Source organism: Microbacterium wangyouchuni (assembly GCF_051546305.1).
In the GTDB taxonomy this organism is placed as follows: Bacteria; Actinomycetota; Actinomycetes; order Actinomycetales; family Microbacteriaceae; genus Microbacterium.
In genome coordinates this window covers 346,029-362,570 of the sequence record NZ_JBPTMA010000002.1, presented here as the reverse complement: position 1 = coordinate 362,570, position 16,542 = coordinate 346,029, and the positions used below count along the sequence as shown (strand labels likewise).

The 16,542-nt window shown below is 63.2% G+C and carries 22 protein-coding genes; 10 read left to right on the top strand and 12 right to left on the bottom strand.

From position 1 onward, the window contains the following. The first annotated feature begins 131 nt into the window (after positions 1–131). Together ACSS7Z_RS05100 and ACSS7Z_RS05095 are read left to right on the top strand one after the other, a co-directional pair. Positions 132–1,175 carry a LacI family DNA-binding transcriptional regulator gene (locus tag ACSS7Z_RS05100; RefSeq protein WP_438253400.1) on the top strand — a complete coding sequence of 348 codons (1,044 nt, stop codon included), beginning with the start codon at positions 132–134 and terminating at the stop codon, positions 1,173–1,175. After that, the gene (locus tag ACSS7Z_RS05095; RefSeq protein WP_438253399.1) at positions 1,175–2,200 is read left to right on the top strand and encodes an acetylxylan esterase; all 1,026 of its coding nucleotides are present in this window, start codon (positions 1,175–1,177) and stop codon (positions 2,198–2,200) included. The genes ACSS7Z_RS05100 and ACSS7Z_RS05095 overlap by 1 nt, the downstream gene beginning before the upstream one ends. Here the strand turns inward: ACSS7Z_RS05095 and ACSS7Z_RS05090 are convergent. After that, positions 2,187–3,854: an ABC-F family ATP-binding cassette domain-containing protein gene (locus ACSS7Z_RS05090; protein ID WP_438253398.1), complete on the bottom strand. Its 1,668-nt coding sequence runs from the start codon at positions 3,852–3,854 to the stop codon at positions 2,187–2,189. The genes ACSS7Z_RS05095 and ACSS7Z_RS05090 overlap by 14 nt on opposite strands. Positions 3,855–3,902: 48 nt before the next feature. Between ACSS7Z_RS05090 and ACSS7Z_RS05085 the strand changes: the two genes are divergently transcribed. Then, positions 3,903–4,337: a DUF6630 family protein gene (locus ACSS7Z_RS05085; protein ID WP_438253397.1), complete on the top strand. Its 435-nt coding sequence runs from the start codon at positions 3,903–3,905 to the stop codon at positions 4,335–4,337. A gap of 25 nt (positions 4,338–4,362) precedes the next feature. Further along, entirely contained in the window at positions 4,363–4,806 is a 444-nt protein-coding gene (gene arfB / locus ACSS7Z_RS05080; protein ID WP_438253396.1) for an alternative ribosome rescue aminoacyl-tRNA hydrolase ArfB, read from the top strand. Between the two features lie 11 nt (positions 4,807–4,817). Here the strand turns inward: arfB and ACSS7Z_RS05075 are convergent, their stop codons facing one another. Together ACSS7Z_RS05075 and ACSS7Z_RS05070 are read right to left on the bottom strand one after the other, a co-directional pair. Beyond that, the gene (locus tag ACSS7Z_RS05075; RefSeq protein ID WP_438253395.1) at positions 4,818–5,369 is read right to left on the bottom strand and encodes a HEAT repeat domain-containing protein; all 552 of its coding nucleotides are present in this window, start codon (positions 5,367–5,369) and stop codon (positions 4,818–4,820) included. Positions 5,370–5,415: 46 nt separating this feature from the next. Continuing rightward, positions 5,416–5,991 carry an alpha/beta fold hydrolase gene (locus tag ACSS7Z_RS05070; RefSeq protein WP_438253394.1) on the bottom strand — a complete coding sequence of 192 codons (576 nt, stop codon included), beginning with the start codon at positions 5,989–5,991 and terminating at the stop codon, positions 5,416–5,418. 158 nt (positions 5,992–6,149) lie between these two features. Between ACSS7Z_RS05070 and ACSS7Z_RS05065 the strand changes: the two genes are divergently transcribed. Both ACSS7Z_RS05065 and ACSS7Z_RS05060 read left to right on the top strand, forming a co-directional pair. Further along, positions 6,150–7,340, top strand: a complete 1,191-nt coding sequence (locus ACSS7Z_RS05065; protein ID WP_438253393.1) for a N(5)-(carboxyethyl)ornithine synthase — start codon at positions 6,150–6,152, stop codon at positions 7,338–7,340. 120 nt (positions 7,341–7,460) lie between these two features. Beyond that, complete coding sequence (locus ACSS7Z_RS05060; protein WP_438253392.1) at positions 7,461–8,273, top strand: arginase family protein; 813 nt, start codon at positions 7,461–7,463, stop codon at positions 8,271–8,273. Between the two features lie 42 nt (positions 8,274–8,315). Here the strand turns inward: ACSS7Z_RS05060 and ACSS7Z_RS05055 are convergent, their stop codons facing one another. The 4 genes from ACSS7Z_RS05055 to ACSS7Z_RS05040 form a co-directional block, all read right to left on the bottom strand. After that, positions 8,316–9,284: a zinc-binding dehydrogenase gene (locus ACSS7Z_RS05055; protein WP_438253391.1), complete on the bottom strand. Its 969-nt coding sequence runs from the start codon at positions 9,282–9,284 to the stop codon at positions 8,316–8,318. A 215-nt stretch (positions 9,285–9,499) separates the two neighbouring features. Continuing rightward, positions 9,500–9,802: a transcriptional regulator gene (locus tag ACSS7Z_RS05050; RefSeq protein WP_438253390.1), complete on the bottom strand. Its 303-nt coding sequence runs from the start codon at positions 9,800–9,802 to the stop codon at positions 9,500–9,502. Beyond that, positions 9,792–10,250, bottom strand: a complete 459-nt coding sequence (locus tag ACSS7Z_RS05045; protein WP_438253389.1) for a hypothetical protein — start codon at positions 10,248–10,250, stop codon at positions 9,792–9,794. Before ACSS7Z_RS05045 ends, ACSS7Z_RS05050 begins: the two co-directional genes overlap by 11 nt. Positions 10,251–10,420: 170 nt before the next feature. Further along, positions 10,421–10,852, bottom strand: coding sequence for a MepB family protein (locus ACSS7Z_RS05040; RefSeq protein WP_438253388.1), 432 nt, complete (start codon positions 10,850–10,852; stop codon positions 10,421–10,423). A gap of 246 nt (positions 10,853–11,098) precedes the next feature. Between ACSS7Z_RS05040 and ACSS7Z_RS05035 the strand changes: the two genes are divergently transcribed. Together ACSS7Z_RS05035 and ACSS7Z_RS05030 are read left to right on the top strand one after the other, a co-directional pair. Further along, positions 11,099–12,169: an alpha/beta fold hydrolase gene (locus ACSS7Z_RS05035; protein WP_438253387.1), complete on the top strand. Its 1,071-nt coding sequence runs from the start codon at positions 11,099–11,101 to the stop codon at positions 12,167–12,169. A gap of 135 nt (positions 12,170–12,304) precedes the next feature. Further along, positions 12,305–12,532 (top strand): tautomerase family protein, encoded by a 228-nt coding sequence (locus ACSS7Z_RS05030; protein ID WP_438253386.1) that lies wholly within the window; start codon positions 12,305–12,307, stop codon positions 12,530–12,532. 175 nt (positions 12,533–12,707) lie between these two features. Here the strand turns inward: ACSS7Z_RS05030 and ACSS7Z_RS05025 are convergent, their stop codons facing one another. The 5 genes from ACSS7Z_RS05025 to ACSS7Z_RS05005 form a co-directional block, all read right to left on the bottom strand. Beyond that, positions 12,708–13,196: an RES family NAD+ phosphorylase gene (locus ACSS7Z_RS05025; RefSeq protein WP_438253699.1), complete on the bottom strand. Its 489-nt coding sequence runs from the start codon at positions 13,194–13,196 to the stop codon at positions 12,708–12,710. A gap of 20 nt (positions 13,197–13,216) precedes the next feature. Then, entirely contained in the window at positions 13,217–13,537 is a 321-nt protein-coding gene (locus ACSS7Z_RS05020; RefSeq protein ID WP_438253385.1) for a HigA family addiction module antitoxin, read from the bottom strand. Next, positions 13,512–13,793 carry a type II toxin-antitoxin system RelE/ParE family toxin gene (locus ACSS7Z_RS05015; protein WP_438253384.1) on the bottom strand — a complete coding sequence of 94 codons (282 nt, stop codon included), beginning with the start codon at positions 13,791–13,793 and terminating at the stop codon, positions 13,512–13,514. Before ACSS7Z_RS05015 ends, ACSS7Z_RS05020 begins: the two co-directional genes overlap by 26 nt. Before the next feature lie 79 nt (positions 13,794–13,872). Next, a complete protein-coding gene (locus ACSS7Z_RS05010) occupies positions 13,873–14,319 on the bottom strand; it encodes an NUDIX hydrolase (protein ID WP_438253383.1) in 447 nt (148 codons plus the stop codon). Positions 14,320–14,330: 11 nt separating this feature from the next. Further along, positions 14,331–14,852: a P-loop NTPase family protein gene (locus ACSS7Z_RS05005; protein WP_438253382.1), complete on the bottom strand. Its 522-nt coding sequence runs from the start codon at positions 14,850–14,852 to the stop codon at positions 14,331–14,333. A gap of 317 nt (positions 14,853–15,169) precedes the next feature. Between ACSS7Z_RS05005 and ACSS7Z_RS05000 the strand changes: the two genes are divergently transcribed. After that, the gene (locus tag ACSS7Z_RS05000) at positions 15,170–15,775 is read left to right on the top strand and encodes a TetR/AcrR family transcriptional regulator (RefSeq protein ID WP_438253381.1); all 606 of its coding nucleotides are present in this window, start codon (positions 15,170–15,172) and stop codon (positions 15,773–15,775) included. Then, positions 15,772–16,374 (top strand): GNAT family N-acetyltransferase, encoded by a 603-nt coding sequence (locus tag ACSS7Z_RS04995; protein ID WP_438253380.1) that lies wholly within the window; start codon positions 15,772–15,774, stop codon positions 16,372–16,374. The genes ACSS7Z_RS05000 and ACSS7Z_RS04995 overlap by 4 nt, the downstream gene beginning before the upstream one ends. Positions 16,375–16,542: the final 168 nt, after the last annotated feature.

Sequence of the window (16,542 nt, the reverse complement as noted above, 5' to 3'; positions counted from 1 at the left end):
GTTTTATCAATGGAAAACGTTCGCAAGGTTTGCAACGTTTACGTGAATCGGTGAGTTTTACTCCCGCTGGCGCCTTGCTGATATATTTCGTCCAGAGCCCCGAATCCGCAGGTAGCAGAAACTGGTCACCGATGACTTCTCCCGTTCCCCGGCGTAACACCGGTCAGTCGACGATCGCTTCGGTCGCCGCCGAGGCCGAAGTGTCTGTGCCCACGGTCTCCAAGGTGCTCAACGGCCGACCCGGCGTATCCGACGCGACGCGGGCGCGCGTAGAAGCAGTGATGCGCGAACGCGACTTCCGCCGCAGCGCCCGCGGACCGGCACCAGCGCGTGTCCCCCTCGTGGACCTCGCCTTCCACGAGTTGTCCTCCACCTGGTCGATCGAGATCATCCGCGGGGTCGAAGCCGCGGCGGCGGACGCCGGGGCAAGTGTCGTGGTCTCAGAGTTCAGCGGCAAGCGACGGCCCCAGCAGAGCTGGATGGACGCAGTGCTCGCCCGCCGCCCCGTCGGCGTGATCCTGGTGCTGTCGGCGTTAGAGGAACAACAGCAGCACCAGCTCGAGAGCAGATCGATTCCGTTCGTCGTCCTCGACACGGCCGGTGAGCTTCCGCCCGGTGTCGCGACCGTCGGCTCCAACAACTGGAACGGCGGCCTGGTGGCCACGCGACACCTCGTTGAGCTCGGTCATCGGCGGATCGCGGTCATCTCCGGACCCGAGGATCTGCTGTGCTCACGTGCGCGCATCGATGGCTTCCGAAGCGCCCTGGGCGCTGCGGGGCTCGCCGTGCACGAGGATCTCATCGTCCACGGAACATTTGAGATCGAAGCGGGCTATGAGCATGCTCGCCGGATGCTCGTTCGCCAGGACCGCCCGACCGCGATCTTCGCCGGCTCAGATCTGCAGGCGATCGGAGTGTTGCGCGCCGCGGCTGAGCTCGGTCTCGCTGTGCCCCGCGATCTTTCCGTGGTCGGCTACGACAACCTTCCTGTGACGCAGTGGTTCAGCCCGGCCCTGACCACCGTGAACCAGCCGCTCAAAGCCATGGCCTCAGCAGCGACCACGATGTTGATGCAGCTCGCACGCGGTGAGAAGCCAGCGTTGTCTCGCATCGATCTGGCAACTGATCTCGTGGTGAGAGAAAGCACCGCACCGCCTCTGTCAGGGAGTATTTGATGGCATATTTCGATATGGCGCTGCCCGCACTGCAGGAGTATCTGCCCGAACTGGATGAGCCGGCCGACTTGGATGCATCCTGGACGGCGACGCTCGCAGATGCTCGCCGGCATCCGACGATCGTGAGCATCGAGCAAATCGATACCGGACTCGCGATGATCGACACCTGGGATGTGACGTTCGCCGGCTACGCCGGCGACCCCATTCGTGCCTGGTACTCGCGCCCCGCCGGCGTCACGGGCACTCTGCCGGCGGTCGTCGAATACCTCGGCTACGGGCGTGGTCGAGGACTCGCGCACGAGCGCATCACCTGGGCAGCTGCCGGATACGCCCATCTGCTGATGGATTCACGGGGGCAGGGCGGTCAGTACGGCTCGGGCGGCGCTACCGCAGACCCGCACGGGGCGGCACCGGCAGCACCAGGGTTCTTGACGCGGGGCATCCTCGATACCGAAACGCACTACTACCGACGTCTCATCACCGATGCGGTGCGAGCGGTTGACGCGGTGCGCGCGCTGCCGGGCATCGACGGTTCGCGGGTGACGCTGGTGGGTAACAGTCAAGGCGGTGGACTGGCTCTCGCGGCCGCCGGGCTTTCAGATTCGCTCGCCGGATTGATCGCGAGCGTGCCGTTCCTGTGTCATCCCGCTCGCGCACTGGAGATCACGGAGCAGCACCCGTGGGGCGAGGTACTGCAGTTCCTGTCGGTGCAGCGCGGAGCCGAGGCCGAAGTGATGCGCACCCTGTCCTACGTGGATGCGGCGTCCCTGGGTCGGCGCTCTGACGCCCCCGCGCTGTTCGCGGTTGGGCTCCGCGACTCGATCTGCCCTCCGTCGACCGTGTTCGCGGCGTTCAATCACTACGGATCTCTCAGCGGGAATGAACCCGAGAAACAGATCGAGGTCTACCCGCACAATCATCATGAAGGCGGTGACGCACATTTCGTGCGGCGATCGCTCGCAGCGGTTGCGCAGTGGGCACCGAGTCCGTTGAGCGCGGCCGCAGCCTTGGCTACAGCTCGCTGACGCTTCCCGCCTCAACGTGCCAGCGTCGGTTCGTCGTCACGGTGTCGAGCATCCGTCGATCGTGCGTCACCAGCAGCAGCGTTCCGGCATAGGACTCCAGCGCCTGCTCGAGCTGCTCGATCGCGGGCAGGTCGAGGTGGTTCGTCGGTTCGTCGAGCACGAGCAGGTTCACGCCTCTTGCCTGCAGGAGCGCCAGGGCCGCACGGGTGCGCTCCCCCGGTGAGAGTTCGTCGACCGGGCGATCGACATGGTCGGCTCGCAGGGCGAACTTCGCCAGCAGCGTGCGCACCTCACCGGACGCCATCTCCGGCACGAGTTCCTCGAAAGCCACAGCAAGCGGCTGGTGCCCTGTCAGCAGCGAACGGGCCTGATCGATCTCACCGATTCGGATGCTGGCGCCGAGGCTCGCCGTGCCGTCATCCGGTTGCTGTCGTCCGAGCAGCGCCCGCAGCAGCGTGGATTTCCCTGCGCCGTTGGGGCCGGTAATGCCGATCCGATCGCCCGCGTTCACCTGCAGCGAGACCGGGCCGAGCGTGAACGCACCCTGTGAGTAACGGGCGCCGCTGAGCGTCGACACCACGGAACTCGAACGCGGCGCCGCTCCGATGGTGAATTCGAGCTGCCACTCTTTACGCGGCTCTTCGACCTCGTCGAGCCGAGCGATGCGGCTCTCCATCTGCCTGACTTTCTGCGCCTGCTTCTCACTGGATTCTGTCGATGCCCGGCGTCTGATCTTGTCGTTGTCCGGAGCCTTTCGCATCGCATTTCGCACGCCCTGGCTCGACCATTCCCGTTGCGTGCGCGCACGTGAGACGAGATCGGCCTTCTTGTCTGCAAACTCGTCGTACTTCTCACGCTGATGACGACGCAGCGTTGCCCGCTCTTCCAGATACGAATCGTATCCACCGCCGTAGATGCGATTACTTCCCTGTGCGAGATCGAGTTCCAACACCCGCGTCACACAGCGCGCCAGGAACTCGCGGTCGTGGCTGACGAGAACGACGCCGCCGCGCAGGCCGCGCACGAACGCCTCCAAACGTTCCAGCCCATCCAGGTCGAGGTCGTTGGTGGGCTCGTCCAGGAGGACGATATCGAAGCGCGAAAGAAGCAGCGCGGCCAGTCCGACACGGGCGGCCTGACCCCCGGAGAGCGAAGTCATCGCAGCCTCTGTGAGCTGCGTGTCGCCCGATTCGAGCCCCAGATCGGCGAGCACTGCCGGGATGCGCTCTTCCAGATCTGCGGCGCCGCTGGCAAGCCAGCGCTCCAGTGCCGTCGAATAAACATCGGCTGGGTCTGCCCCACCGGCATCCGCTCCTGTTGTATCGCCGAGAGCAGCGGCGGCGGCATCCATGTCTCTGGTCGCCTGTGCGCATCCGGTGCGCCGACCGATGTATTCGGCGACCGTCTCCCCCACGATGCGCTCGTGCTCCTGTGGCAACCACCCGACGAAGGCATCCGCTGGCGACAGCGCGATCGTACCTTCCTGGGGCTCATCGATGCCCGCGAGCAGACGAAGCAGCGTGGATTTTCCCGCACCGTTGGCGCCGACCACACCGATCACGTCGCCGGCGGCAACTGTCAGATCCAGCCCATCGAACAGTGTGCGGTGGCCGTATCCGCCGGCAAGGTCTTGAGCGACGAGCGTTGCAGTCATTGCTCAATCCTTGCATCGCTTCGGCGCTCGGATGCTAACGTCCTGTCTGTGTCTGATCTCAATGACTGGATCCGTCTCTGCAACCTCGTGGACGACGACCCTGAACTTCTTCCCACTGTGCGATCTGCCGCCGCGAGCGGTGACGATGAAGCGTGGGCAGCGCTGCTGGACGGCCTCGATGACGCGGGGGCTCTCGCGTATCTGGATCGGGGTGACACCGCTGTCGAACTCGCCGATGCGCTGGCACAGCTTCCCCGCGTCTTCGCCTCCGGTGCTGAGGTCGATGAAGTCGGTGATGTGGACGGGCCTCTGCCTGTTGCGATCGCTCGAGCAGACAGCATCCTGGCTCCTTTCGGGCTTCGTGCGGTGTATCTCGAAGAAGACGCCGAGTCTTTTCCTCTGGTTGTCGTGCCGGCGTCGAATGCGGCTGAGATTCTCGAGATCGCAGAGCGGCTGGGCTTCACCGCACGCGTGTTCTCCTGATCGGATGCTGTAGCAGACTGATCAGATGGATGATCTGCACGTGCCACCAGGGCCGGGTGCTCCGCACGGGCTGCGCATACCCGCAGCTGACCTGGTCGAGCAGTTCTCTCATGCTTCGGGCCCGGGCGGCCAGGGGGTCAACACCACCGACTCTCGGGTTCAACTCAGCTTCGATATCGCAACGACGATGGCGTTGAGCGATGTTCAACGCCGACGTGTGCTGATGAGACTTGCCGAGCGGCTTTCCGGCTCGGTGCTCACCATCACTGCGGCGGAGCACCGGTCGCAACGCCGCAATCGCGTTGCGGCGAGAGAGCGGCTGAGCGCTCTGCTGCGTGATGCGATCGTGCCGGAGGCCGTACGCCGTGCGACCAAACCGACCAGAGGCTCGCAACGTCGCCGGTTGGACGGTAAACGCCAGCGGTCTGAGACGAAGGCGGCACGCCGACGACCGGGATTCCCGGACTGATGGCGCGAACGTCAGTTCTGAGCGAAGCGTCCGCGCAGTGCGTCGATGCCCTGTTGCGCGCCACGCCGAACGTCGACTTCCGGATCCTTCAGCAGCGGTCGCATCCGGTCGATGTCGTCGAGTGATCCGACCGCGCCGAGGGCTCGGACCGCCGCGACGCGGACGCGTGGCACGGTGTCGGTGAGTAGACGTGCGAGAGCCGATGCCGCTGCCAGTTCACGCGCGGCAGCGACGCGCGCAGCCATCTCGCGTACGCGCCAGGCCGGGTTGCTCAGGGCATCAAACACGGCCGGTGCTGCCGAGTCTTCCCAGACGTAGAGCAGAGCGCGAAGGCCCCACAGCTCCGGCCAGTAGAGAACGGGGGCGCCATCGAGGATGCCCTTTGCATGCTCTCCTCCGACGAAGAGCAGGAAGTCTTCGCCCTCGTTGTTGCCGGCGAGCAGAGAAAGCGAGCGTTCGATCACACCGGCCTCGGTGTATCGCTCGACCGCAGCCGCCAGTCGTCGTTCAAGGGGCAGATCGACAGGAATGGAGGCGGAGTCATCCGCAGAGTTTCGAGGCACAGATCAACCCTAGGCTCTCAGCAGCATTCCTGCGAGACGCGGAGAGTCAATCCCAGTCGAGATACTCCTCGATGATGACGGCGGTCTCGATCGGGTGCGTCGCCGGGAACAGATGATCGGCACCGCTAACGGTTTTGATGCTGGCGCGCTCTGGCGCGGTGGCCTGCAGCTTCTCAGCATCCGCAAACAGGTTTTTCTTGTCCTCGGATGCCTGAACGATCAGAACCGGGATTGCCGGGGCAAGCGGAATCTGCTCGTCTTCGACTCCGAGCAGCAAGAGACCGTTCACACGGTCACCGTGTGTCGCAGCGAAAACTCGGGCCACGGTACCGCCGGCCCCGTACCCGCCGATCCAGGTGTCTGCGAGTTCGAGGTGGTCGATCACCGCAAGGGTGGCTGCCACACGGTCGCTCATGGGCACGTCGACGCCGTTCGACTGACCACGAGATTCGATTCGGACGACGTGGAAGCCTGCTTCCTCTGCCAGGTAATGCGAAACGACTCCCAGCCCGTCTGCGTCCAGATCTCGGTCTGAGATCAGCACCAGCGACACCGGGCCTTCGCCTTCGTCGATATACGGCACGACATGGCGTTCCGTTTCAAAGATGCGCTTGTGCGTCACTGTCGTCTGTCCTCCTGTGTCGTCGATTCATTCCACCACCGCTGCGAGCGAAAGGGAACGCCACCACGTTACCGGTTGGGGATCGGCGTGGAACCGTGCGCGAGACACGTACAGTCAAAGAAGGAGCTGATTTTGGTTCCCCAATGATGGGAGTCCGGATGTCCGGCACTACTCAACCTTCCTCTCACGCCCCCACCGACTTGCTCACCCTCGGGTTGCTCGCGGGCTCGTCGATGGAGAACGAACGGCGACTTCCCGTACATCCCCACCACTTGGACCGGATCGATCCAGACGTGCGCGCGCGGATGATTGTCGAGCGTGGCTACGGCTCTGACTTCCAGCTGGAACCTGGTTACGTCGAGTCACGCGTCGGCCGGATCGCGGAACGATCCGAAGTGCTCGAATCTGCTGATGTCCTCCTTCTACCCAAGCCACAAGCTGCGGATGTGGCGATGATCCCGGAGGGCCGTGTGCTGTGGGGATGGCCGCACTGCGTGCAGGATGCGGAGATGACGCAGACGGCGATCGATCGCCGGCTCACACTAATCGCCTTCGAGGCGATGAACCATTGGGCTCCAGGCGGAGATCTCAGCCTGCACGTGTTCCACAAGAACAATGAGTTGGCCGGCTACAGCTCGGTACTGCACGCTTTGAGCTTGATCGGCTCGACGGGTGATTATGGGCCTCGTCTCAGCGCGGTTGTCATCGGCTTCGGCGCCACGGCACGAGGTGCCGTGACGGCGCTGAACGCGCAGGGGATCCACGACATCCAGATTCTCACCCAGCGTGGTGTCGCAGCCGTCGCTTCACCAATTCACAGCGCGCACATCGCCCAGCTCAACACCGACGGCGGCGCGACCCATCTCAGTGAGGTCCTCACACAGAGCGGCAACGTCCTGCTCCCAGAGTTTCTGGCATCGCACGACATCGTCGTCAACTGCACTTTCCAGGACGTCGCTGCGCCGTTGACCTATCTGAGGACAGCGGACCTGGAGCATTTCGCTGCGGGAAGCCTAATCATCGACGTTTCGTGCGACCTGGGCATGGGTTTCGAGTGGGCACGGCCCACCACATTCGAGGAGCCGATGTTCACCGTCGGTCACGGTGTGAACTACTACGCCGTCGACCACAGCCCGTCGTACCTGTGGAACTCATCCACCTGGGAGGTCAGCGAGGCCATCCTGCCGTTCATGCGAACGGTCATGGAAGGGCCGTCCGCATGGGCGACGAATGTCACCCTCTCCCGCGCGATCGAGATCCAGGACGGCGTCATCAAGAATCCGAGCATCCTGAGTTTTCAGAATCGCAGTTCGGACTATCCGCACGCGCTAGCCGTCTCGGCGCCCTAGTTCTGATCCGCCTTGCTCCGCGTTCGTGCTGGCTCTAGCACCGGCAACGCGACGATCGTGCAAACATTGGGTGCGGACAACGTGGGTAATCCGCAACGGCAGCTCTCAGAAGGGATGAATATGGCACAGGATTTCGGGATCATCATCTCCCAGGGCCGCGTTGCGGACCGCACGGATGGTGCGCTGCGAGGAGCGCTCGCGGCCGGGGATGCGTTGAGCGCCTACCTCGATCGCACTCCGGTCATCGTCGGGACGCCTTCTCCAGCAACGGGAGACGACTGGAGTGTCGCGCTTCCCGCTGCACGGCAGACGTTGGAGGGCCTGCGGGATGCCGTCAGCGCTGTCCTGGATGCCGGTCAGGTGCCGCTCCTTCTGACCAACACGTGCGCTGCGAGCTTGGGAACACTGCCGACAGTCGCGGCCCGTCATCCCGGAGCGGTCGTGCTGTGGATCGATGCCCATGGAGACTTCAACACCCCGGAGAGCACCGGCTCCGGATACCTCGGTGGAATGGCACTCGCGGCCGCATGCGGGCTGTGGGACAGCGGCCACGGCGCAGGTCTGAATCCGGAGCAGGTCATCGTCGTGGGTGGACGCGACATCGACCAGATCGAGGGTGATCTCCTGGCAGAAGCCGGCGTTCGCGTGCTGCCTCCGAGTGAAAGCACTCCGGCACGCGTGGCGGAACTGGTAGCCGGCCGTGACGTGTGGATCCATGTCGACTGGGATGTGCTCGAGCCGGGTTATATCCCCGCGGCATACCGCGTGCCGGATGGGTTGCTGCCGCATCAGATCGCTGACATCTTCGCGGCGCTCCCGGCGGATCGCGTCAAGGGCGTGGAACTCGCAGAGTTCGAGTACGGTGCTCCCGAAGTCCCGTCACCGGTCAGCATCGAACTCATTCTCGAGACATTCCAGGCCCTGCGGCGCTGAGACGAGGTGGCCGCTGCCTCAGATGCGTCGGTTGCGTCGGCGCTAGATGACAGCCACGATCTTGCCGCGCGTATGGCGCGCACGCATTCCGGTTAGCGCTGCATCAATTCCATCGAGACCGATGACCTGTGCGATCGGCACCACAAGACGGCCGGCGGCCACTTGGTCAAGCAGGTCGGTCAGCATGATGCTGAGGTCGCGGCGGTGGCGATCTTCGCCGTGGCTGTAAGCGGCACCAAGAGAAATTTCGTGAACCGATGGCGAGATGCCGAAAGACGGAATCGCGTGCAGATCCGGCAGACCTGCGATGCAGGCGATGCCACCGGCATACCTCAGCATGGCGAGGTGGCGCGTGGCGCTTGCTGAGCTGACGGCGTCCACGATTGCATCGAGACCGCGGCCATCATTGGCAGCACGAATCTGTTCGGCTGCATCTGCGGCGCGGGAATCGATGATGGCGGCGGCTCCGAGGAGCATGACATCCTCATGCCCGTGCGAGGCAAGTGCAATAACGTGCGCACCGGCCTGCGCGGCAAGCTGCACGGCGAATCCGCCAACTCCCCCGGTGGCTCCAGTAATGAGGACGCTCTGCCCCGAACGGACAGTGAGCCTGCGGTGTACGGCTTGATACGCAGTCATGCCGGCGCACGGAACGGCTGCTGCCTGGGTAAAAGAGACGCCGTCCGGGATCCGTGCCAGAACTTCCGCGCGGAATATGGCGAACTGTGCCGCCGCACCGGGAGCGCGGAGGTCGCCGTGAGCGGCGACTCGATCACCAACGCGCCACTCGGTGACGCCATCACCGATCGCGTCGACGACACCTGCTGCGTCCAAGATCGGCACGTGCGGCCAGGACCACTCCGCGTTTCCCGACGCGACAAGGTCTGCATCCACAGGATTCAGGCCGACCGCCTCAACCTTGATCCGCACGTGACCAGGACCCGTTTGCAGGATAGCTGAATCGACCAACGCAAGCGGCACTCCGGCCCGCTTCTGCGCAAGAGAAAGCATCGTGATGCCATCTTATACAGCCGGATGACGCTAGCCCTCAGGCTGGCTGCGTGATGCAGAGCTGCTCGCGGCCCCGCCGGCAGGCGGATCCGCATCGTTCAGTTCCTCACTAGTGCTCGCGCGCGCCAGCGACCAGCGCGGTGCTCGAGCTCGATCGGGTGCTCGGAGCACTCACTCACCAGCTCGGTCGTCAGCAGGCAGCCAAGAGACACGCCTCAGTCGCCCGCCATCGCCCGCAGCGCCGCGAGGTGCGCGTCGAAAGCCCGGCGACCCTGTGCGGTGAGTTTGACTGTGGTCGTCTGCCGCGCGTCCGCTCGCTGAGGCGAGGCCTGCTTACTCGTGACGAGATAGCCGATTTCGACGAGGTTTCTCACGGTCTTCGACAGGTTTGCCTCGCTGAGCTCTAGCGTCGCGGCAATCGCGGCGAAATCCGCATTGGCGAGCGGGCGCAGCATTGCACACAGACGCAGCCGGGTTGGCGCGTGGATCGCCTCGTCAAAGCGGGGTTCAGCCCGCATGGCGCACCTCGGCAGCATACGCGCGGTCATACGCCACGACGATGAGCGCGGTGGCGACGCCCGCGGCCACCGCGACGGCAACCACCCATCCGGTCAGACCGAACAGCGCGAATCCCAGGCTGAGTACAACCGAGAAGAAGATAATCAAGAAGAGCGGAACCAACAACCACCACCCGCGAGGACCAGCCGGTCGGGTAATGCCGAAGCCACTGCGCTTACGAAAGAGCAGCTCAACGCCGACGAACACCCCCACGCTGAGCGCAAAGGGCAACCACGCCCATGCCAGCCCGGCCGCGGGTGCCCCGATGATCAGCGCCACTCCCAACCCCTGCGCAGGTGCAGCCCACCAGGTTTCGGCCGTGATCCGTTCGCCGATTCGGCCACGGTCAGTGCTGAGATCCTCGAGCACGGATGCAGCGTCACGCTGATTCTCGAAATGACTTTCCATGCGGTTGAGTCAATCACTCAACCATTAGTTAAGCAACTTCGCACCCATGCCAGGAGATCGACCGATGCATGGCGGAAACTGATGGCGGTGCCGACTGGATGTTCGGCCGGCAGGAACTGCACGCCACTGTGGGCATCCGGGCGGCCGCTGAGCGGCGGACAGCGATCGGCTCAGTATGTGAGGAAAGAGGACGACTGAGCACGTTGCGCAGCCGTCGCTCCGGAGTTCAGATCCACACACCAACTCGGATACACCCGGAAGCCACGTTTGCCTGGCCACACTCCCGACGTGATGCCCAGCCGGGCGAGATCCGCAGCGGTGAACCGAAAGACGCCGCGTCTGCCCAGTTGCTCCACGAAGACCAGCAGCCCCGCGGCAGGATCATCTTCACTGAACGGGGTCGTCACTCCATCAGCGCCTCGCCTCCAGAAGGCGACGAATGCACCCGGTTTGGTTGGAGTGTTCCGCGCAGTTCGAATATGCCATGAGTCGCGGTCGATCTGCACGATTCCCGACTCGTAGTCGCTGTTCTGCTCCTCCGGCGCAATCGCGAGAGCGAACCCCATCTCAGCAGCGTATGCCTCGAAGGCAGGAAAGTTCACGCGACAACACTATCGCTTGAGATTGCGCCGTTCTTCCGCCAGGATCCCACCGAACCCTCCGCACAAGATGCCACCCTATGCCGGCCGGGTACTGCGCGACGCAAGCAAGCACCCAGAGCAGAGACGATCAAACATTGAAGCGAAATTCCACCGAGTTCCGGCACGGAGCACCCCCTGGGTCCGTGCCCTAAGACCCCGTGTCGGAACAGCCCCGCGGAGCGAAAGGGCGCGGCCTATACTCAAGCCATGAGGAACGAGATATCGTTCACGACCTCCGCAGACGGCACGAATATTGCGTGGTCCCGTCACGGCGAAGGGCCACCGCTTGTGCGAACGGGTACCTGGCTCACGCACCTCGAATATGACTGGTCTAGCCCGGTGTGGAGTCACTGGCTGGAGACGCTTGGCCAGCACTTCAGTTACATCCGCTACGACGCCCGCGGCAACGGGCTGTCAGACCGTAATCCGAGCGATTACAGTCTGCCTGCAATGCTGGCAGACCTTGAAGCAGTCGTGGATGCCGCGCGGCTTCCGAGCTTTGCCCTGTTAGGTATGTCGCAGGGCGGCGCCGTGGCCGCGGAGTACGCGCAGCGCCACCCGGAACGGGTCAGTCATCTCATCCTGCTGGGCGCATACGGCCGAGGCATAATGGCGCGGAACCCTGGCGCGGCGGTTCGTGAGGAGATGAAGCTCGAGCGCCAGATGATCAAGGTGGGCTGGGGGCGCGCTGACCCAATTTATCGCCGCGTCTTCACCTCTTCATTCATTCCCGGCGCGAGCGAGACGCAGATGCGTTGGTTCGATGACCTTCAACGTTTGTCGATGACGCCGGAGGCTGCCCTAGCCAGCAGCATCGCCAGAGCGAGTGTTGACGTGAGTGCCTCCGCATCCGCTGTTACCGCCCGCACTCTCGTGTTGCACGCGGATGGAGACCGCGTTGTCCCGTTTGAGGAAGGACGGCGGTTAGCGGGCCTCATCCCCAGCGCCAGGCTCGTCTGTTTGCACGGGAAGAACCACATTCTATTGGCCGATGAGCCCGCCTGGGGTGAGTTCGTCGAAGAAGTGACTGCTTTCGTCGGCGCAGCGGCAGTTAACCCTCCGACCGCTGGCCTGACGAGCCGTGAACTTGAGGTAGTGCGCCTTGTTGCCCAGGGATTGAGCAACCACGAGTGCAGCAGCCGACTGTCGATGAGCACGCGAACCGTCGAACGCCACCTCTCCAACGTCTATGCGAAGCTCTCGCTCTCGGGTAAGTCAGCGAGAGCTGCAGTCGCTGCACGGCTGACCGAACTGGAACGCGACGCGCTAGACGCGTGAGCAGTGGGTGGTTCCCGACATCCGCGCCCAGAATACGCGCGAAATGTGGCGGATATCACCGATGCGACCACCCCGGCATCGGCCTAGCGTGAAATCAGTTACACAAACCGCAAATCCACACTCTAGGAGGACGACATGCCATTCATCAACGTCAAGATCATCGAAGGCGTATTCACGTCAGAACAGAAGCACGAGATCATCAAGAATCTCACCGACACCATGGTGCAGATCGAGGGCGAGAATATGCGCTCCGTGACCTCGTGCGTGATCGAGGAGGTCGGCAGCGGTGACTGGGGAATCGCCGGGAAGCCTCTGACCACTGAGGACGTGATGACCCTCGCCCGCGGCGCGGCCGTCGGTTGAACGCCAGTTGATCGCAAAGGAGCGCCGTCCGCCTGCGAACGGCGCTCTGACGTCGCTGCTCGCCCGCGCTTGGTTCGTCGTGCGAACGGGCAGCTATCAGACCGCGTCCGAGGCTAGTTCGAGAACCGGAACTCCACCACGTCGCCGCAGATACCTACCTCAAGACTGATGCGCATCAGTCTTCGTTGACAGGGTCCTGCTCGCCTACGAGACGAGCTATCGGTGCACCCGCCACGTTCCAATGGAACAGGACGAGGTGCCAGAGACCTGGTCTCTTGCGAGATGGATCGATCAGTCCGTGCGCACCAGCTGCGACCAACCTGTCCCTCACACCCCAGGACGTGGGCTCACCGCCCGACGCGGAAACCTCTTGCCACGGTGCGATCGCATCAGCCATCGCGATGCCCAGTTCGTCGAGAACCGCAGGTTCCCGCAGATCAACGATTGCGGATGCGTCGACATCAACCGAAGCGATCTCGAGCGAAGCGGATCGCGAATCCTTGTGAGCTACCATCGCGGCTTCGACCCCGTCGATGGACGAACTCAGGTACAGGATCGGCTGGTCGGGCCGCGAATATCGGCCCGCGGCACGCGATCCTACGATTGCGAACTTGCGAAACTGGGGATCGATCGCGCGGTAGAAGGTCCCTCGAACGGTGGACATCGTCACAAGGGGCTCCACGCTCACGCGACCTTCAGGGGTGTGATCGCCGCGACCTTCTCCCGCAGTGCACGACGCTCGAGCCGCAGCTCGTAGTTGGACTGCAGATTCATCCAGAACTCCTCAGAAGTCCCGAAGTACCGCGCCAAACGGATCGCCGTACCTGCCGTGATCCCACGCTTTCCGTGCACGATCTCGTTGATCCGCCGCGGCGGCACACCGATGGACACGGCGAGCTTATTCTGCGTGATCCCAAAACCCTCGATGAAGTCCTCCATCAGGATCTCCCCCGGATGGATCGGCTCGATCAAGTCAGCCTCAGTGATAATCGACGAGTTCGACATCTTCCGCACCTCCCTCTCTCCAGACGAAGCAGATACGCCACTGCACGTTGACCCGGATGCTGTGCTGACCACGACGGTCACCCGACAGCCGTTCCAACCGACTCCCCGGAGGAATCCGCAGATCCTCCACCTCCTTGGTCGCATGGATCAGCTCGAGCTTCCACAGAATCGCCCTCTGCACCACTCGGTCGACGCGCTTGACGTACTGCTCATGCCAGATGCGCTCGGTGTCCTTGCTCCCGAACGATCTGATCACGCGACCAGCGTATAACGCAGAGCGTCAATAACGCTATGCGTTAAACCTAAATTCAACCACGTCACCGCAGATAACAACCTTAGAAGTCACCATCGGCTTCGACGCTTCCGAGGCGTGCGCCAAAGCCTGCGCAGAGAACGTGAGCATCCGTCAGCGCCATCCACCAGCACGTCCAGCTAACGGGTTCGCCTCCGTCAGACGAATCCTGTTCGCCGCACGTCCAGCGGTCCGCAACGTCCGGATCCACCAGCTCGAGCTGGAAGAAGTGCCGTTCGTGAACCTCGGGCTTTGCGGGCCACATGTCGTACGATTCGACGCCGAGAGAACGAACGATCCTGGCGGTGAGGCCGGTCTCTTCCGCCACCTCGCGCACGACGGCATCCGCGGGCGACTCGCCCTCGGCGATCGATCCAGCGGGCACCTGCACACCTGTGATCTCCATCGGGAAATCGTCATGCGTAAATACGAGCAGCTTTCCTCGGTGGACGACGTACGCGACTGCCTTCTTGACCGAACGTCTGCTCACGCTCTCGATCGTCATTCCGCTTCGCCCCACCCGACCTCAGTGAGCACTTGAGCAAGCGCATCGTTCGCGCTGGCTTCAGCGTCAAACACGATCTCACCCAGTTCGGGAATCCTGTCGGACTCGCGATACCAAGATGAGACCTGTTCTTCCGACACTTCAGCTGCGAGCGTTTTCGTGCGGTGCCTCCGCAGAGTTTCGTCCAACCCGAGCTCGTAAACGAACGTGCGCGTAACACCGCGATGATCCTTCTGGAGTTGGGTGAGCATGTCGCCGTATATCTCCGAGTGAAGGATCCCCTCTACGACGACATCTAGGCCGTTGTCGAGAGCGAAGCGAGCCGACAGGTCAATGTAAGCCACGCTGAGGGCTTGGGGACGATCCCGAACGTGAAGGATCTCCCGGCGCAATGTGTCGTGCCCCAGCAACGCGACTCCGCGCGGCCGCGCTGCCCTGATCGATTGGGCAAGGAGCGACTTTCCGCTTCCCGAGTTTCCCCGAATGATTATCAGTCGTGAGCTCTGCGAGCCGGTCATCGATCTTTCGTAGCGCACCACGTTGTCACGATACGGCACCGCCGCCGCTCAGCGCCCCAAGCTAACCGACGATCGCATGATCTCTCGACGGCGGCAAGATGGGCCTCCAGCGGACGCTTCACCCTCTAAGGTTTAGTTCGAGAAACGCCATTCCACCGAGTTCCGGTACGTACCAACCTCTGGGTGTCGAACCGGTGCCGCGCATCAATCCACTGCCCACCAGGCACCTCGGATACCAGCCCCAGTCGAGCACCGGGCCTGTTGCGCCGCGTGCGATCGAAGCATAAAATGAACAAGGGTTCATTGAAAGGGTTATGGTGCCACGGACGACGGAGCAGAACGAAGCGTTGCGCTCAGCCACGCGCTCCGCTGTGGAGACGGCTGCCGTCCGGGTGTTCGCGCACCGTGGTTTCGCGGCCACGAACATGCGTCAGATCGCCGTCGAGGCGGGGATCAGCACCGGGTCGATCTACCGGCACTACGCGAGCAAGGAAGAGCTGTTCGATGAACTGATCGATCAGGCCTCGCGCGGGCTCGCGGCTGTCGCCGCGCAGCTCTCGACGGAAGGGGATCCGATCTCCATGATCCGATCCTTCACGGAGGTATACGTGGCGGACCTCTCAGCGAACAACGGCGCGGCCGAGTTCTACATGATGATAAATCAGGGCGTCACGACGGACACCCCGGAGGGAACCTCATCTCGGCTGGCCGCATCACAGAGAACGATCTGGCGGGCCTTCGCCTCGCTCATCGCGCGCGGCCAAGCTAAGGGTCAGATCGCCGAGGGAGACTCCGCCCGACTGACCGCTCACTACTTCGCCATGCTAACCGGCATCACAACGTTGCACGTTGCTCTGGGGGAGGAATCCGCGGAGCCCGATGTCGACCTGATCCTACGAGTATTCACAAGAGGACCCCGATGAAGATCGAAGTCACACGTGCAGACGAACTCGGGGAGGAGAACCGACACCAGATCGCGGAAGTTCTCACGCAAGGGTTCGCCGAGGATTTCGCCTACTTCTCCAAGAACGCGGATGTACTCGCCGACGCGTTCGCCCCGATGCTCATCCTCGAGCGCTTCCACATCGCACTCGTCGACGGCGAGCCCGCCGCGGTCGCGGTCGTCACCGAAGGCGAGCAGGAGTGCTTCAAGCCGGATCGGCACGAGCTCCAGCGCGTGCTCGGTCCAATACACGGGATGATCAGCTATCGGATCATCCGAAGCCAATTCATGGGGGCCGACGACGGTGCCCGCGATGGTCTGACGGAGATTGCATTCGTCACGACAGCGCCGCAGCATCAGGGCAAAGGCGTAGCCACTGCGCTGATGCGTAGACTCCTGGAGCTACCCTCCGACGAGTTCGTGCTGCGTGATATCAAGGACACCAACACCCCCGCCCTTGGACTGTACGCCAAACTCGGATTCACCGAGACGCAGCGACGACGCATCAAGTTCGCTAAGCGAGCTGGGTTCTCCGCGTATGTCTCGATGGGCCTCAACCGCGCGAAGGCTGATGTTTGAAGGGCGCACGAACTCGACAGGCCCGGAAGCGCGCTTCGGGGCTCTCCTCAAGTCCGGGCTCGAGAGCGAAAAACGGAATTCCACCGCATTCCGTCGGTCAAGGAATTTGCCGCTGCGAGACTGAGGTCAGGATTGCGGTCACCTACTGAAGCTCGCCGAGCACGGACA

What these genes read in the sequence shown, in the direction of transcription:
- ACSS7Z_RS05100 (WP_438253400.1), top strand. Translation starts at nt 132, where the DNA reads ATGACTTCTCCCGTTCCCCGGCGTAACACCGGTCAGTCGACGATCGCT.
- ACSS7Z_RS05095 (WP_438253399.1), top strand. Translation starts at nt 1,175, where the DNA reads ATGGCATATTTCGATATGGCGCTGCCCGCACTGCAGGAGTATCTGCCC.
- ACSS7Z_RS05090 (WP_438253398.1), bottom strand. Translation starts at nt 3,854, where the DNA reads ATGACTGCAACGCTCGTCGCTCAAGACCTTGCCGGCGGATACGGCCAC.
- arfB (WP_438253396.1), top strand. Translation starts at nt 4,363, where the DNA reads ATGGATGATCTGCACGTGCCACCAGGGCCGGGTGCTCCGCACGGGCTG.
- ACSS7Z_RS05065 (WP_438253393.1), top strand. Translation starts at nt 6,150, where the DNA reads ATGTCCGGCACTACTCAACCTTCCTCTCACGCCCCCACCGACTTGCTC.
- ACSS7Z_RS05060 (WP_438253392.1), top strand. Translation starts at nt 7,461, where the DNA reads ATGGCACAGGATTTCGGGATCATCATCTCCCAGGGCCGCGTTGCGGAC.
- ACSS7Z_RS05055 (WP_438253391.1), bottom strand. Translation starts at nt 9,284, where the DNA reads ATGCTTTCTCTTGCGCAGAAGCGGGCCGGAGTGCCGCTTGCGTTGGTC.
- ACSS7Z_RS05050 (WP_438253390.1), bottom strand. Translation starts at nt 9,802, where the DNA reads ATGCGGGCTGAACCCCGCTTTGACGAGGCGATCCACGCGCCAACCCGG.
- ACSS7Z_RS05045 (WP_438253389.1), bottom strand. Translation starts at nt 10,250, where the DNA reads ATGGAAAGTCATTTCGAGAATCAGCGTGACGCTGCATCCGTGCTCGAG.
- ACSS7Z_RS05035 (WP_438253387.1), top strand. Translation starts at nt 11,099, where the DNA reads ATGAGGAACGAGATATCGTTCACGACCTCCGCAGACGGCACGAATATT.
- ACSS7Z_RS05030 (WP_438253386.1), top strand. Translation starts at nt 12,305, where the DNA reads ATGCCATTCATCAACGTCAAGATCATCGAAGGCGTATTCACGTCAGAA.
- ACSS7Z_RS05025 (WP_438253699.1), bottom strand. Translation starts at nt 13,196, where the DNA reads ATGTCCACCGTTCGAGGGACCTTCTACCGCGCGATCGATCCCCAGTTT.
- ACSS7Z_RS05020 (WP_438253385.1), bottom strand. Translation starts at nt 13,537, where the DNA reads ATGTCGAACTCGTCGATTATCACTGAGGCTGACTTGATCGAGCCGATC.
- ACSS7Z_RS05005 (WP_438253382.1), bottom strand. Translation starts at nt 14,852, where the DNA reads ATGACCGGCTCGCAGAGCTCACGACTGATAATCATTCGGGGAAACTCG.
- ACSS7Z_RS04995 (WP_438253380.1), top strand. Translation starts at nt 15,772, where the DNA reads ATGAAGATCGAAGTCACACGTGCAGACGAACTCGGGGAGGAGAACCGA.